Here is a 14,147-nt window from a genome sequence, read left to right as displayed (position 1 = left end):
ATGGGTTCATACGCTCCGGCGAGCGAGCAGGAGGCCGCCGCGATCGTCGCGGAGGCGGCAGGCCGGTCGGAGCGCCTGCGCCTTGTCGGCGGCGGCACCAAGGCCGGGATCGGCCGTCCGGCCCAGGATGAATCGACGCTCGCCGCCTCCGCCATCAGCGGCGTGACGCTCTACGAGCCGGCCGAGATGGTGGTCTCGGCCCGTGCCGGCACGCCGCTCGCCGAGGTCCAGGCGCTCCTCGCCGAGCGAGGCCAGATGCTGCCCTTCGAGCCGATGGACCATCGCGGCCTGATGGGCTCGGCCGGCGAGCCGACCTTCGGCGCGGTTGCCGCCTGCAACAATTCCGGCCCGCGCCGCATCAATGCCGGCGCCGCCCGCGACAGCCTGATCGGCGTGCGCTTCGTCAACGGACGCGGCCAGCCGATCAAGTCCGGCGGACGCGTGATGAAGAACGTGACCGGGCTCGACCTCGTGAAGCTGATGGCCGGCTCGTGGGGAACCCTAGGGCTCCTCACAGAGGTGACCTTCAAGGTGCTCCCGGTGCAGGAGCGGGTCTCGACCCTGGTCTTCTCCGGCCTCGACGACGCCCGCGCCATCGAGGCGCTGTCCGCCGCCCTCGGCTCGCCCTTCGAGCTGACCGGGGCGGCGCATCTGCCGGCCGGACTGGGGGAGGGGACGGCCCGCACGCTTATGCGCGTCGAAGGCTTTTCCAAGTCGATCGACTACCGCCTCGGTGAGCTCTCGCGCCTGCTCAAGCGCTATGGCCAGCCCGAGATCGTCGATGGCGAGGCCTGCGCCGCGCTCTGGCAGGGCGTGCGCGACGTCGAGCCGCTGAGCCAAAAGCCCGAAGCCGCGATCTGGCGCATCTCGACGGCGCCGGTGCGCGGCCCCGCCCTTACCGCTGCAATCGCTGCCGGTCGCGAGGCCCGCTGGTACTACGATTGGGGCGGCGGCCTGATCTGGCTCGCCACGGACGCGAGCGGCGACGCCGGTGCCGAGACGATCCGTGCGGCGACCCGCGCCCAGGGCGGCCACGCCACGCTGGTGCGGGCGCCCGACGCGGTGCGCGCGGCGGTGCCGGTCTTCGAGCCGCTCGCCGAGCCGCTGATGAAGATCACGGCCGGCATCAAGGCGGCGCAGGACCCGGCAGGCCTGTTCAATCCGGGCCGGATGTACGCGGGCGTTTGAGGCTTCAGGAACACCGACCGTGCAAACCAACTTCAGCCTCGCGCAGCTCGCCGACCCGGCGACCAAGGCCTCGGAAAAGATCCTGCGCACCTGCGTGCATTGCGGCTTCTGCACCGCGACCTGCCCGACCTACCTCCTGCTCGGTGACGAACTCGATAGCCCGCGCGGGCGCATCTACCTGATGAAGGACATGTTCGAGGGCGGGAAGGCGGCCTCGGCCGAGGTGGTCAAGCATGTCGACCGCTGCCTCTCGTGCCTGTCCTGCATGACGACCTGCCCCTCGGGCGTGCATTACATGCACCTCGTCGACCATGCCCGCAGCCACATCGAAAAGACCTATGCGCGCCCGCTGAGCGACCGGCTGCTCCGCGCCGTACTCGCCTTCGTGCTGCCCTATCCGAACCGCTTCCGCCTGGCGCTGCTCGCCGCGAAGATCGGCCAGCCGCTTAGGCCGCTCGTGTCCCTGCTGCCGCGCGTCGGCAATCGTCTCGCGGCGATGCTCGACCTCGCCCCCGCGCAGCTCCCGAACCGGGTGCCGAGCGATCGTCCCGGCACCTTCCCCGCCGACCTGTCCGCGCAGGAGATCAGCGCGACGATCCAGGGAGATACGGCGCCCGTCACACGGCGCGGCCGGGTCGCGCTGCTGCGCGGCTGCGCCCAGAGCGTGCTGCGTCCCGATTTCAACGAGGCGGCGATCCGTCTGCTCAACCGTCACGGTGTCGAGGTGGTGCAGGCGGCCGGGGAGGGCTGCTGCGGGGCCCTGACCCACCACATGGGCAAGGAGGAGTCGGCCCATGCCCATGCCAGGCGCGCCATCGACGCCTGGACCGCCGAGATCGACGGCGCGGGCCTCGACGCGATCATCGTGACGGCCTCGGGCTGCGGCACGACGATCAAGGATTACGGCTTCATGTTCCGCGACGACCCGGCCTATGCCCAGAAGGCGGCCAGGGTCTCGGCCTTGGCCAAGGACGTCACCGAATACGTGACCGCGATCGGCCTGATGCCGCCGGTGGTCGATACCGATTTCACTGTCGCCTATCACTCGGCCTGTTCGATGCAGCACGGCCAGGCCATCCGTACCGAGCCCAAGACGCTTCTGAAGAAGGCCGGCTTCACCGTGAAAGACGTGCCCGAGGGCCATATCTGCTGCGGCTCGGCCGGCACCTACAACATCCTCCAGCCCGAGATCGCGAACCGCCTGCGCGCCCGCAAGGTCGCCAATATCGAGCGGATGCAGCCCGACCTCATCGCCACCGGCAACATCGGCTGCGCCACGCAGATCGGGAAGGGCACCGGCATCCCGATCCTGCACACGGTGGAACTGCTCGACTGGGCGACGGGTGGGCCGAAGCCGGAGGCGCTCGAGGGCGTCGTGAGGCCTACATCCGCCCTATTGGCTGCCGCGGAGTAGCCCCGCTCCGTCATTGCTTCGCTGCGCTCGCAATGACGGGCGGTGTGTCCTCACAGATCGAGCTGGTAGCTCACCGGCACCCAGCGGTAGCCGGTGCCATTGCGGGCGACGTAACCCAGCGACGGAAACGAGGTGTGGTAGCCCGCCACCACGATCTCCTCGGTTGCCGCCATCTCGTAGATGGCGCGGCGGGTCGCGGCGCCCTGCGCCTTGTCCATGTCGAAGAAGGCGCTCCATTCGGGATGGGCGAGGGAGGCGACTTCGTGATGGGCGCAGTCGCCCCAGATCAGCAGCCGCCGCCCCTCGCTCTCGACATGGTAGGCGAGATGGCCCGGCGTATGACCGAAGGCCGCGAGGGCGTGGATGCCGGGGCAGACCTCGTCGCCTGGCTTCAGGAAGCGCGTTCTCTCCGCGAGCGGCCTGAAGGCCTCGCCGAACACGAGCGCCGACTTGTACTCGTTGCCGTCGGGCTCTGCCGACAGACGCTCCGGCTTCGACCAGAAATCGAACTCGCGGGCACAGACCGCATAGGCTGCGTTCGGAAAGAACGGACGGCCCCCCTCCGCGAGACCGCCGATATGGTCGGTATGGCAATGGGTGAGCACGACGAGGTCGATCGCGGCTGGATCGACCCCCGCCGCCGCGAGGCGCTCGCCCAGACGGCCACCGGCTGGACGCGGCACGAAGCCGACGCCGCCATTGCCCGTGTCGAACAGGACAGTCTGACGACCGGTATTCACCAGCACCGGCGTGAAGCCGGGCTGGAATCGCGTGGGCGGCAACCGATTCTCCCGCATCAGCGCCTCGATCTCGCCGCGTGGCCGATCCTCGCCGACGATCGGCCACGGGCCGTCGATCATCGCGGTCGCGTCGAGGAGCATCGTCACTTCGAAGGCGCCGATCTCGATCCGGTGAAAGCTGGCCCGTGTCGGACCATGATGTGGCGACGCGGCCCCGCCGCTTGGGGTGGATGCGGCGAGCGCGGAACCGGCAGCCATCGCGGCAGCCGAACTCATCAGCCGGCGGCGCGTGACGGCGCGAGTGCTCGTGATCATCCGGGGCTTCCTTCCGCGCGGCGGCGGCGCGAGAGTATCGCCGTGCCGTTGTGCCGCCCCGAGACCTAGCAACGGCAGGGGAGGATGCGCTTGTACGAACGTGCCGCCGCAGCGCCCGGAGCCGAGACCGGGCAGGGTCCGATCTGGCACGTCGAGGACACGCGCACGTTCTTTGCGGGGCCGTTGCGCTATAATGCCGGACACCAGCACGGCGCGCCGGTCTATCTCGCCGGTCTCTACAGCTCCTTCCGCCTGCGCGTCGGCGCGGGAGCCTGGACCACCTGCCGCACGGCGATGATCCCGGCCGGCGTCGTGCACGAACTCGACCTCGGCGGAGATCCGCTCGGGGTGCTCTATGTCGAGCCGGAGGAGGCCGGCCCTGATGGTCTCGTCCCGCTCATGACCGGCACGCGAACCGAAGGCGGCGCCCTGATCGGCAGCGGCGGCGAGACGGCGCTGATGCGCGATCTCTACGAGGACCGCGCCGCCGCCGGGATTGCCGGGCTCGCGCTCGCCGATCTCCTGCAGTTTGCCTCGGCACGGTCGCGCAGAGACGTCGATGGCCGCATCGCGAGGGCGACAGCGCTGATCCATGCGCGCGCCGGGGAGTGCGTGCCCGTGGCGGAGCTCGCCGAGGCGGCAGGCATTTCCGCCTCACGCTTCCAGCGTCTCTTCACGCAGGAAGTCGGCGTGCCCTATCGGCGCTATCGCTCGTGGACGCGCATGCGGCGGGCGATCCGGGCCGTCATCGAGGGCGCCAACCTCACGATGGCCGCACATGAGGCCGGCTTCTTCGACCAGGCCCATCTCGCCCACGATTTTCGCAAGACCTTCGGTGCGCCGGCCTCCGGCAGCCTCGTCGGCATCCGCCGCTGATCCCCCGCCTCCTGGCCAAGCCCTCGGTCGAAATTGCGGAGCCCTGCGCAATATTGTGCAGCAGGTCGGCCGGTGACGTGGCCGGTGAAACGGGCCGCCACCGAGAGCCCGAGCGAGGGATCGGAAGCATGAGCACGACACGACGCGGCGTTCTCGAGGCCGGTGCCTTCGCGGCGCTCGGTGGGTTGCCGATGATCGGTGCGATGCCGGCCTGGGCGGCATCGGGGACCGCGGCGGACGACTGGGATTCCGGCGATGTCGCGCATCTGCTGCCGGCGAGCAGCCACGACCGGCTGCTGATCAAGGCCTCGTTCAAGCGGGCGCTCGATGGGCCGCCCAAGCTCAACGTGGGCGGAAAAAGCTTTCCCGGCATCGCCTCGGACACGCAGGGTCTGTTCTGGCAGTTCTTCGCGGAGGATCTGAAGCCGGGCACGGAGCACAGGCTCTCGCTGGCCGCCGCGGATGGCCGCGCGCTCTGCGCGCCGTGGACGCTCTCGACGATGCCGGCGCCGGAGGACCGGCCCCAGAAATTCCGGTTGCTGGTCTATTCCTGCTCCGGTGGGCACGATCTCTTCGCCAAGGCGCACACCAACTTTGAGTTCCTGCCCGCGGCCGTGCGGCAGCGGCTGCTGAAACGGGCGCTCTCCTTCCAGCCCGATGCCCTCGTGGCCAATGGCGACCACGTCTATTGGGACCTGCTCGCGCCGAAGGCCTCGCCGCGGCTCGGCGCCAACCCGGCGGCCCTGGCCTATGCGCGGTTCGATCGCTCGCTGCCGGTTCTCGGCACGCCGAACGAGTCGGCACTGTTCAAGGCGGCGGGCGAGCAGATCACGCCGCTCTACGGGACGCTGTGCCGCTCGACGCCGGTCTTCTTCCTGCAGGACGACCACGACCATTTCGACAACGACGAGGCGACGGACGAGGCCGTCACCTTCCCGCCGGACACCTTCATGATGCAGGCGGCGCGGGCGACGCAGCGCCTCTGGTATCCCGAGTTCCTGCCCGATCCGAACCGCCCCGCCGGCCTGCCGGGCTGCGATACGCCGGACCGTCCCGCCTATCGGCCCTCCGGCCTATCGGAGAGCTTCGGCACCCTGCGCTACGGACGGCTCGCCGAGGTTCTGCTCTACGATGTCCGGCGGACGATGACGCTGGCCGGGCCAGCCTCGGTGTATGTCGCACCCGAGGTCGAGACCTGGCTCAAGGCGCGGGCTGCCGCGCGCGACGTCGACCACGTCATGCACGTGCCCTCCAATCCGCCGGGCTGGAGCGCCGGCAAGTGGGGCGAGTGGTACCCGGACCTGCTCGGCTCTGACGGCCGGCTCTCGGTCGCCAAGCCCAAGCCCTATTGGCAGTCCGGCTGGCTGACGCAGCACGACCGGCTGATGCAGTCGCTCGCCGAGATGCCCGGGCGCATCCCGCTCGTGGTCAGCGGCGATCTCCACGCGACGGCAGAGGGTCGGATGCTGCGCAGCGGCAAGCTGGACTTCTCGAAGAATCCGGTGGTGACGGTGCTGCCCGGGACGCTCGGTACCAGCACCGGCGGCTGGGCCTCGGAGTTCCGCGGCGTCGGACCGTTGACGCCTCACCATCTCGACATGGACGAGACGGTGAAGCCGATCGAGGAGAACGGCTTTTTGATCATGGACTTCACGCCCGAGAGCGTGGTGCTGCGCTACTTCAACTGGAACCAGAAGACGCAAAGGCCCGAGGCGATCGACACCCTCGAGCCCTTCCACACAACCACGATGAAGCGCGCCTGACGACGAAGGCGCGCCCTGCTCGGGCGAGCGAGACGCGCTTCGTCTACCGTTCGATGGCTCAGGCGGCGCGAACGGTCGCCAGGAAGCGGGCGACCTCGCCGTTGAGGTGCTCGGACTGGCGAGACAGCTCCGAGGCAGAGGCCAGCACCTGGCTCGCCGCCGCTCCAGTCTCCTCGGCGGCGCGGGCGACGCCTGAAATGTTCGAGGTGACCTCGCCGGTGCCGCTGGCGGCCTGGGAGACGTTGCGCACGATCTCCTGCGTCGCCGCGCCCTGCTCCTCGACGGCGGCGGCGATGGAGGTGGCGACGGCGCTGATTTCCTGGATGCGCGAGGTGATGCCGCTGATCGCACCGACCGCCTGATCGGTCGAGCCCTGGATTCGGGCGATCTGGCTGCCGATCTCGTCAGTCGCCTTGGCCGTCTGCGAGGCCAGCTCCTTCACCTCGGCCGCCACCACGGCGAAGCCGCGTCCGGCCTCACCCGCACGAGCCGCCTCGATGGTGGCGTTCAGCGCCAGAAGGTTGGTCTGGCTGGCGATGTCCGAGATCATGCGCACGACGTCGCCGATCTTGGCAGCGGCGACGCTGAGCTCGCGCACCAGCGCTGCCGTGCCGGCCGCGTCCTCGACGGCCTTTCCGGCGAGCGCGGCCGAGCCATCGACCTGCCGGCCGATTTCCTGGACGGACGAGCCCAGCTCCTCGGCGGCAGCGGCCACGGTGTTCACGTTCGAGGCGGCTTCTTCCGCCGCTGCCGCGACCGTCGTCGATTGGCTAGCCGTCTGGGTCGCCGTCACCGTCATGGTCTGTGCGGTGGCCTGCAGCTCGGTCGCGGCCGATCCCACCGCACCGACGATGCCGCCGATGGCTTGCTCGAAGCCGTCGGCGAGTTCGATCATGGTCCGGCGACGCTCGAGGGCTGCCGCTTCGTCGGCGATGCGCTTGCGCTCCGTTTCCTCGGCCGCCTTCTGGGCCACCATGCTCTTGATGCCCTCGACCGCGCGGCCGACCGCTCCGATCTCGTCACCGCGCGCGGCCGCGGCGATCGTCGTATCGATCTCGCCATGGGCCATGCGCTGCAGCACGCCGACGAGCTGGCCCATGGGCTTGGTGATGCCGTAGATCGCGATGACGCCGAGCAGGGCGCTCGAAACGATCAGACCGGCCGCGGCGATGACGACCAGCATCCAGGTCGTGTCCTTCGCCGTCTGGGCCGCCCCGTCGCGGTCCCGCAAGAGTTCGCGCTGATTGGCCTCGACACGCTGCTGCAGAGCCTCGACGAGTTTGCCGCGTGCCGCGCGTCCTTCGCCATTGGACAGCTCGATGGCCGAGCGCTTGTCACCCTTCGACGCGAAGGCCGTCACGCGCTCCGAGGCGGAGAAGAAGTCGTTCATCTGCGCCTTGATGCGCTCGTTCGTTGCGCGCCGGTCATCGCTGTCCGCCAGTGCGATCAGACGGTCGATCGCCTTGTAGGCGGCCCGCTTGGCATTGGCCTGCCCGGTGAGTTGCAGAGCGACCCGTGCGTCTTCGGTCTCGAGGATCGCGTTCTTCTCGCGGATGGTCGCTTCGTTGACCTGGAGGGCGAGTTCGCTGGACAGGATGGCGCGGGTCGCACTCTCATCGACCAGATGCTGAGCGACGCTGGCGAGCATGGTCAGGTTGGTATGCGAAAACCCGACCAATCCGATCGAGACCGCAACCAGCAGTAGCGTCGGTATTGCCAGCTTTACGATAAGTTTCAGGTCGTTGAACGCGCGCATAGCCGGCCCCTAGGCCGGATCGCCGGCTCGATCATCGAAGATGAGCCGAAGGTTGCAGTGCACAGATTAACGTCAGGTTTACTGTAGAGTTGCTTTATAACGCACAACATATGTTTAGATATGTATCAGGTTGCTCGATCGGCCGTTGGGGCTGCTTCACCCGAGCGCTCCAGCACGCAACGCAGCACGAAGACTCGGATCGCCGAAGACAGGTTCTGGTCGCCGCGCTCGGCGTCGATATCCCCGATCATGGCCTGGACGGATCGTTCCCGCGTCTCCGCGATCTCGCGCAGCACGTCCCAGAACGCGGATTCCAACGAGACGCTGGTGCGATGTCCGGCAATCATCACCGAGCGCTTCTTGAGGCCGCCCAGCGTCTCGTCGTTCATTCTTCGTCGGGGCTCTTGAGGCGGTGACCTTCGAGCCGTTCGGTCTCGATGGCCGCCTTCTTCTCGGCGAGGGTCTTGGCCTTCTTGGGACGGCCGAAGACGATGCGGTTCTCCGCGGCGCGTGCCTGCTTCTCGGCCTTGTCGCGCGCCTTGCGGAACTGGTTCAGGTTGATGATCTCGGCCACGGCACGTTCGTCTCCGACCGGACCCGGCGGGAAAATCCCGCCGGAACCATGATCATGCGTCTAATCGATGCTCGGCGCCAGCATCGTGTCGGGACGCACGACACGATCGAATTCCTCGGCCGTGACGTAGCCCAGATTCAGCGCCTCTTCCTTCAGGGTGGTGCCGTTCTTGTGCGCCGTTTTGGCGATGGTCGCGGCCTTGTCGTAGCCGATGGAGGGGGCGAGCGCGGTGACCAGCATGAGCGAGCGGCTCATCAGGTCAGCGATCTTGTCCTCGTTGGCCTTGATGCCGACGACGCAATTGTCGGTGAAGCTCACCGCCGCGTCGGCCAGCAGACGCACCGATTGCAGCACCGCGTTGGCGATGACCGGCTTGAACACGTTCAACTCGAAATGACCCTGTGATCCGGCAAAGCTCACCGTGGTGCCGTTGCCGACCACCTGGCAGCAGACCATGGTCAGCGCCTCGCACTGGGTCGGGTTGACCTTGCCCGGCATGATCGAGGAGCCGGGCTCGTTCTCCGGCAGGGAGAGTTCGCCGAGGCCCGAGCGCGGGCCGGAGCCGAGCAGGCGGATGTCCTGTGCGATCTTGAACAGGCCCGAGGCCAGCGCCGTCAGCGCGCCCTGCGTGAAGACGAGGGCGTCGTGGGTGGCGAGCGCCTCGAACTTGTTCTCGGCCGAGGTGAAGGGCAGGCCGGTCAACTCGGCGACCTTGGCCGCGAAGCGCTCCGCGAATTCCGGATGCGCGTTGAGGCCGGTGCCCACCGCCGTGCCGCCCTGAGCCAGCGCGAACACGCCCGGCAGCGTCTGCTCGATGCGGGCCTTTCCGAGGGCGACCTGGGCGACGTAGCCGGAAAACTCCTGGCCCAGCGAGACGGGGGTCGCGTCCTGCAGGTGGGTGCGGCCGATCTTCACGATCGAGGAGAACGCCTTGGACTTGGCCTCCAGCGCATCGTGCAGGTGGGTGAGTGCCGGGAGCAACCGCTCCTTGATCTCACGCGCCACGGCGATGTGCATGGCGGTGGGGAAGGTGTCGTTCGAGGACTGGCTGCGGTTGCAATGGTCGTTCGGGTGGACCGGCGACTTGCCGCCGCGCTTGCCGCCGAGCCGCTCGTTGGCGAGCGAAGCGATCACCTCGTTGGCGTTCATGTTCGACTGGGTGCCCGAGCCCGTCTGCCAGACCACCAGCGGAAACTCGTCGTCGTGCTTGCCGGCGACGACCTCCGCCGCAGAAGCGGCGATGGCGTCGGCGACCTTGGCGTCGAGGCCGCCGAGATCCTTGTTCACCAGGGCGGCGGCCTGTTTCACGATGCCGAGCGCATGGACGATCGGGGCCGGCTGGTGCTCGGTGCCGATGCGGAAGTTCTGGATCGAGCGCTGCGTCTGCGCGCCCCAATAGCGGTGGGCCGGGACCTCGATCGGACCGAAGGTATCGGATTCCGTGCGGGTCTCCTGGTGGGTCTCGGTCGAGTTGTCCGGCGACATCGTGGCCTCTTCGTCTGGGTCGGTGCGGCCCCTACTTAACGAAGCGAGCCTCGGAGTGAAATTCCGCTTCTCGCTCGGTCAAAGGAGATTTGATGCAGACGGATGCAACGCTGCCGCGCGATGCCGTCACGCCATTCCGCTTCCGGCCCGAGGTTCCGAAGCCCCGCACCCAGGATCTCAGCCTGTTCGGCTTCCTCAGGGCGGCGCGCGAGAACCCGATCACCACCTGGATGCGCTCGCATTTCGAGCAGCCTGTGGTTGCGGCGGAGGGCGTCCTCGGCCGGGTCACGGTGGTGAGTGATCCGGCGTTGATCCGTTACCTCTATGTCGAGAACGCGAAGAACTACCGCAAGGACGACCTGCAGCGCCGCATCCTGGCGCCGGGGCTCGGCAACGGCTTGCTCTCGGCCGAGGGCGAGGAGTGGAAGAACCAGCGCCGCACCATCGCGCCGATCTTCTCGGCTCGCCACGTCACGAGCTTTTCGGAGTCGATGAACCTCGCCGGTGCTCGCGTCGCACGCCGGCTCGCTCGGCGCGGCGGCATGCAGGTCGAGGCGGCAAACGAGATGACGCGCGTCTCCCTCGATGTCCTGGAGCGCACGATCTTTACGCAGGGGCTCAAGCGCGATCCGGACGCGGTCGGACGCGCCATCACCCGGTTCCTCGAGGCGATCGGACCGATCGATCCGCTCGACGTCTTCGGCATGCCGAACTTCGTGCCCCGCATTGGTCGCCTGCGCGCGCGGCCGGCCGGACGCTTCTTCGAGGAGGTGGTGGACGAGCTGATCGAGCGGCGGCGTGCCCTGACCGCGTCCGGCGGCGAGGCGCCGCACGACCTGCTGACGCTGCTGCTCACCGCGAGCGATCCCGAGACCGGCAACGGCCTGACCGATCTCGAGGTGAAGGCCAACATCGTCACCTTCATCGCCGCCGGCCACGAGACCACGGCCAACGCGCTGACCTGGGCGCTCTTTTGCCTCTCGCAGGACGCGGCCTCCCGCGAGCGGCTGGAGGCGGAAGCGGACGCCGCCATCGGCACCGACGGCCACTTTGCCCTCGACGACCTGCCCTTCGCCAAGGCGGTGATGGAGGAGACCATGCGGCTATTTCCGCCTGTGCCCTTCATGAGCCGCCAGGCGATCCGCGACGACCGTATCGGCCGTATCAAGATCCCGCGGAACTCCACCGTCATGGTGGCGCCTTGGGTCCTGCACAGACATCGGATGCTCTGGGACGATCCCGATGCCTTCGTGCCCGAGCGATTCCTGCCGGAGAATCGCGAGAGCATCCCGCGCTTCGCCTATCTGCCCTTCGGAGCAGGTCCGCGCGTCTGCATCGGCCAGAGCTTCTCGCTCCAGGAGGCGACGATCGTGCTGGCGCATGTTGCGCGAGCCGTGCGGCTGGATCTCGCCGCCGACCATCCGCCGGTGGTGCCGCTGCACCGTGTCACGCTCAGGCCTCAGGGCGGGTTGCGGATGCGGGTGCACGATCGCGGAACGGCGGGTGCCGAGAACCAAGCGAGCGAACCCCCGTTGGTTGGAGCGGGACCGGCCTGATTTGCGGCGGGCGCGGTCAGCGCAGAAGTGCGAGGAGAAGCTCCATGACGCAGGTCCTGCTGATCGGCTACGCGCCCGACGCCGTCGACTACTCCGATCCTGCCTTGCCGCCCGGGATGGACGCCGAGAAAATCGCAGCCGGTATCGAGGTCGGTCTGAAGGACATGCGCGACCGCGGATGGGGCGCCGATTTCTGCTCCATCCGGCCCGACGATGCGGTTGCGACGGTGACGCAGCAACTGAAGGCGCACACCTACGACTGCGTAGTGATCGGCGGCGGCGTTCGTCTCGCCTCGAATGGACTGATCGTCTTCGAGGCGGTGATCAATACGGTGCGCCAACACGCCCCCGCCGCAGCGATCGCGTTCAACTCGCGTCCGGAGAACACTGCCGAGGCAGCTGCCCGCTGGATCGAAGCAGGCTGAGGCACGCTCCTCGCCTGCTCCCGCCTCTCGGCGTCGATTGCCTCAATTCTTTTTGCGGAAGGCGTCCAGGCTGACGACTTCGGCACCGCTGTCCTTGCCGGCGCCCTTTTCCGCGACGGCGGCGTCCTTGTCCGCTTCGTTCGCGTCGTTCGAGCTCTCGTTGACCTTGTTGCCGGCGTTGAGGCCCGGCACGACCTTCGGCGGACCCGAGATCGCAGCGAGGCCGGCATTCTTCGGCTTGATCTCGGCCGGCTCGGAGGCCGCGCCGCGCGGACCGGACTTGATCTGGGGCGGCGCGCTCTCGCCCTCCTCGGATACCTCACCCTCTTCCTGCAGGTCGAATTTGAGACCGAACTGCACGGACGGATCGAAGAACCCCGATAACGCGTCGAAGGGCACCAGCAGCCGCTCGGGCACGCCCGAGAACGACAGGCCGACCTCGAACGAGGTGTCGCCGACGTTCAGGTCCCAGAACTGGTGCTGCAGGACGATGGTCATGTCCTGCGGGTATTTTTCGCGCAGGCGCTGAGACATGCGCACGCCCGGCGCTTCGGTGCGGAACGAGACGTAGAAATGATGCTCGCCGGAAAGCCCTTCCCGGGCCGCGTCGGTGAGCACGCGTTTCACGACGCCGCGGAGCGCGTCCTGCACCAGGAGGTCATAGCGGATCAGGTCTTCTGCCATCGGCGCTCGCTCTACCCGGTTGCCTGCCGGACGTCGGGGCCGCCGGGGGACGTCGAAATGTAAGTGGAGGTTTCTGTTGCCAGGTACCTCCGAACCCCGCCTATGCAGTGCTACCCGCTAGGACTTGATTTCGGTAACCGGCACCGCTTACGCGGCGACAGCGACCGGAGCAAAGTTGTCATTGGCAACTATTGCAGAGGCCCGATAACGGCGGAACCATGCCGAGCGAAAGCTCAACCTTTACGCCCTCGTCGATCCTATTTCGCCCCCGCCGAAACCCAGTCTTCCGGTCCGCTCGGGCCTTGCGGCCATCGGTCCTGGGTTGTGGTGGAGGCGCCGGGTACCGCCCCCGGGTCCGATAGGTTTATTTCGAAGAACGTTTATCGCCATAGCCGATCTTGCGACCGGCAACCGCGAATATAGAGGGACCGGGGGCGGTTTTGAAGAGCGATCCGCACGCCCCCCTGCTCGATGATGCGGCTGTTGCTCCCGTGCACGCTGGCAATGCGCCCGACGACGAAGCAGACCGCGCTCCGCCCGCGCCGCTTCCCGCGCTCGGTCTGGTCGCGTGGCTGTTCCAAGCGCTTCTGTTCGTTGCGGTTCCCATCGGCCTTCTCACCTTGGCGAGCCTGCTCGCCATTCTCGTCGTGCGCGTCGGGGCGGATCTCAGGATCGGCGTCGACGTCTTCACGCCGGAGGCCCTCCGTCCGCGTCTGCCGCTGCGTGAAATCGCCGGCCGGGGTGTCGCTGCCGACATTCTGCGACAGGTGCTGGTCGCAGCGCTCGTCGTGGGCCTCGCCCTCTGGATGGACGGAGCGGCCTGGCGCCGCAGGCTGGCCCTGACCGTTCCCGCCGAACCGCGCAGGAGCAGCCCGTTGCGGCTGTGGCTCCTGTTGGCGGTCTGGCCGGTCATCCACATCGTCTGGGTGACCGAGACCGCCCGCGCCCTGAACGGCGGGGTCGCCCAGGGCATCCATCTCTCCCCGTTCCTGTCGCCCGTCTCGGTCGCGGGATGGTTCGCCTACGTCGTCGTGCTCGCGCCGGTCGCCGAGGAGCTGATCATGCGCGGCGAGGCCTTCGCCCGGGCGAGCCGGATCATGCGGCCCGCAGGCGCCATCGCCGCCACCGCGCTCCTCTTCTCGCTCGCCCATCTCTCCGAATCCGGCGGCATCGCGCGGCCGGTTTCACTGCTGCCCCTCGCGATCACCCTCGGCTGGCTGCGGTGGCGGACCGGCCGGCTCTGGCCCTGCATGCTGCTGCACGGTTGGAGCAACCTGGCCCTGATCACTTACCTGCTCTGGCCGGTTTCCGACTGAACCCCGGCGGCCAAGCTTGTGCGCGGCCGTTCGTGGCGGGTTCCTGCGCGGCCTC

Annotated in this window: 13 protein-coding genes and 1 other RNA gene; 7 read left to right on the top strand and 7 right to left on the bottom strand. The window is 68.2% G+C overall.

What is annotated here, in order from left to right; translation table 11 throughout:
* Both glcE and glcF read left to right on the top strand, forming a co-directional pair.
* Complete coding sequence (gene glcE, locus GGR33_RS06150) at positions 1–1,188, top strand: glycolate oxidase subunit GlcE (RefSeq protein WP_183502942.1); 1,188 nt, start codon at positions 1–3, stop codon at positions 1,186–1,188.
* Positions 1,189–1,207: 19 nt separating this feature from the next.
* On the top strand, positions 1,208–2,602 hold the full coding sequence (glcF, locus tag GGR33_RS06145) for a glycolate oxidase subunit GlcF (RefSeq protein ID WP_183502940.1): 1,395 nt from the start codon (positions 1,208–1,210) through the stop codon (positions 2,600–2,602).
* A 50-nt stretch (positions 2,603–2,652) separates the two neighbouring features.
* Here the strand turns inward: glcF and GGR33_RS06140 are convergent, their stop codons facing one another.
* Positions 2,653–3,657: an MBL fold metallo-hydrolase gene (locus GGR33_RS06140; RefSeq protein WP_183502938.1), complete on the bottom strand. Its 1,005-nt coding sequence runs from the start codon at positions 3,655–3,657 to the stop codon at positions 2,653–2,655.
* Positions 3,658–3,741: 84 nt separating this feature from the next.
* Here GGR33_RS06140 and GGR33_RS06135 point away from each other — a divergent pair, with 84 nt between their 5' ends.
* Both GGR33_RS06135 and GGR33_RS06130 read left to right on the top strand, forming a co-directional pair.
* Positions 3,742–4,533: a helix-turn-helix transcriptional regulator gene (locus GGR33_RS06135; RefSeq protein ID WP_183502936.1), complete on the top strand. Its 792-nt coding sequence runs from the start codon at positions 3,742–3,744 to the stop codon at positions 4,531–4,533.
* A 128-nt stretch (positions 4,534–4,661) separates the two neighbouring features.
* The gene (locus GGR33_RS06130; protein ID WP_183502934.1) at positions 4,662–6,296 is read left to right on the top strand and encodes a metallophosphoesterase family protein; all 1,635 of its coding nucleotides are present in this window, start codon (positions 4,662–4,664) and stop codon (positions 6,294–6,296) included.
* 58 nt (positions 6,297–6,354) lie between these two features.
* On the opposite strand, the gene GGR33_RS06125 is transcribed toward GGR33_RS06130, so the two are convergent.
* The 4 genes from GGR33_RS06125 to fumC form a co-directional block, all read right to left on the bottom strand.
* Positions 6,355–8,052 carry a methyl-accepting chemotaxis protein gene (locus tag GGR33_RS06125; protein ID WP_183502932.1) on the bottom strand — a complete coding sequence of 566 codons (1,698 nt, stop codon included), beginning with the start codon at positions 8,050–8,052 and terminating at the stop codon, positions 6,355–6,357.
* A 125-nt stretch (positions 8,053–8,177) separates the two neighbouring features.
* Positions 8,178–8,441, bottom strand: a complete 264-nt coding sequence (locus GGR33_RS06120) for a ribbon-helix-helix domain-containing protein (RefSeq protein ID WP_183502930.1) — start codon at positions 8,439–8,441, stop codon at positions 8,178–8,180.
* A complete protein-coding gene (locus tag GGR33_RS06115; RefSeq protein WP_183502928.1) occupies positions 8,438–8,626 on the bottom strand; it encodes a DUF4169 family protein in 189 nt (62 codons plus the stop codon). Before GGR33_RS06115 ends, GGR33_RS06120 begins: the two co-directional genes overlap by 4 nt.
* 60 nt (positions 8,627–8,686) lie before the next feature.
* On the bottom strand, positions 8,687–10,111 hold the full coding sequence (fumC, locus tag GGR33_RS06110; protein WP_183502926.1) for a class II fumarate hydratase: 1,425 nt from the start codon (positions 10,109–10,111) through the stop codon (positions 8,687–8,689).
* Between the two features lie 92 nt (positions 10,112–10,203).
* Between fumC and GGR33_RS06105 the strand changes: the two genes are divergently transcribed.
* Together GGR33_RS06105 and GGR33_RS06100 are read left to right on the top strand one after the other, a co-directional pair.
* Positions 10,204–11,667, top strand: coding sequence for a cytochrome P450 (locus GGR33_RS06105; RefSeq protein ID WP_183502924.1), 1,464 nt, complete (start codon positions 10,204–10,206; stop codon positions 11,665–11,667).
* Positions 11,668–11,711: 44 nt separating this feature from the next.
* The gene (locus tag GGR33_RS06100) at positions 11,712–12,092 is read left to right on the top strand and encodes an SGNH/GDSL hydrolase family protein (RefSeq protein WP_183502921.1); all 381 of its coding nucleotides are present in this window, start codon (positions 11,712–11,714) and stop codon (positions 12,090–12,092) included.
* A 42-nt stretch (positions 12,093–12,134) separates the two neighbouring features.
* Here the strand turns inward: GGR33_RS06100 and GGR33_RS06095 are convergent, their stop codons facing one another.
* Positions 12,135–12,776, bottom strand: coding sequence for an SspB family protein (locus GGR33_RS06095; RefSeq protein ID WP_183502919.1), 642 nt, complete (start codon positions 12,774–12,776; stop codon positions 12,135–12,137).
* A 62-nt stretch (positions 12,777–12,838) separates the two neighbouring features.
* Positions 12,839–13,225, bottom strand: a transfer-messenger RNA (tmRNA) gene (ssrA, locus tag GGR33_RS06090).
* On the opposite strand from ssrA, the gene GGR33_RS06085 reads away from it, so the two are divergent.
* On the top strand, positions 13,217–14,092 hold the full coding sequence (locus GGR33_RS06085) for a CPBP family intramembrane glutamic endopeptidase (RefSeq protein WP_183502917.1): 876 nt from the start codon (positions 13,217–13,219) through the stop codon (positions 14,090–14,092). The two genes, ssrA and GGR33_RS06085, sit on opposite strands and share 9 nt — an antisense overlap.
* Positions 14,093–14,147 lie beyond the last annotated feature (55 nt).

Source organism: Methylobacterium brachythecii (genome assembly GCF_014196345.1).
In the GTDB taxonomy this organism is placed as follows: domain Bacteria; phylum Pseudomonadota; class Alphaproteobacteria; order Rhizobiales; family Beijerinckiaceae; genus Methylobacterium; species Methylobacterium brachythecii.
Note: the sequence above shows the minus strand (reverse complement) of the source record. Positions and strands in the feature narration are given on the sequence as shown.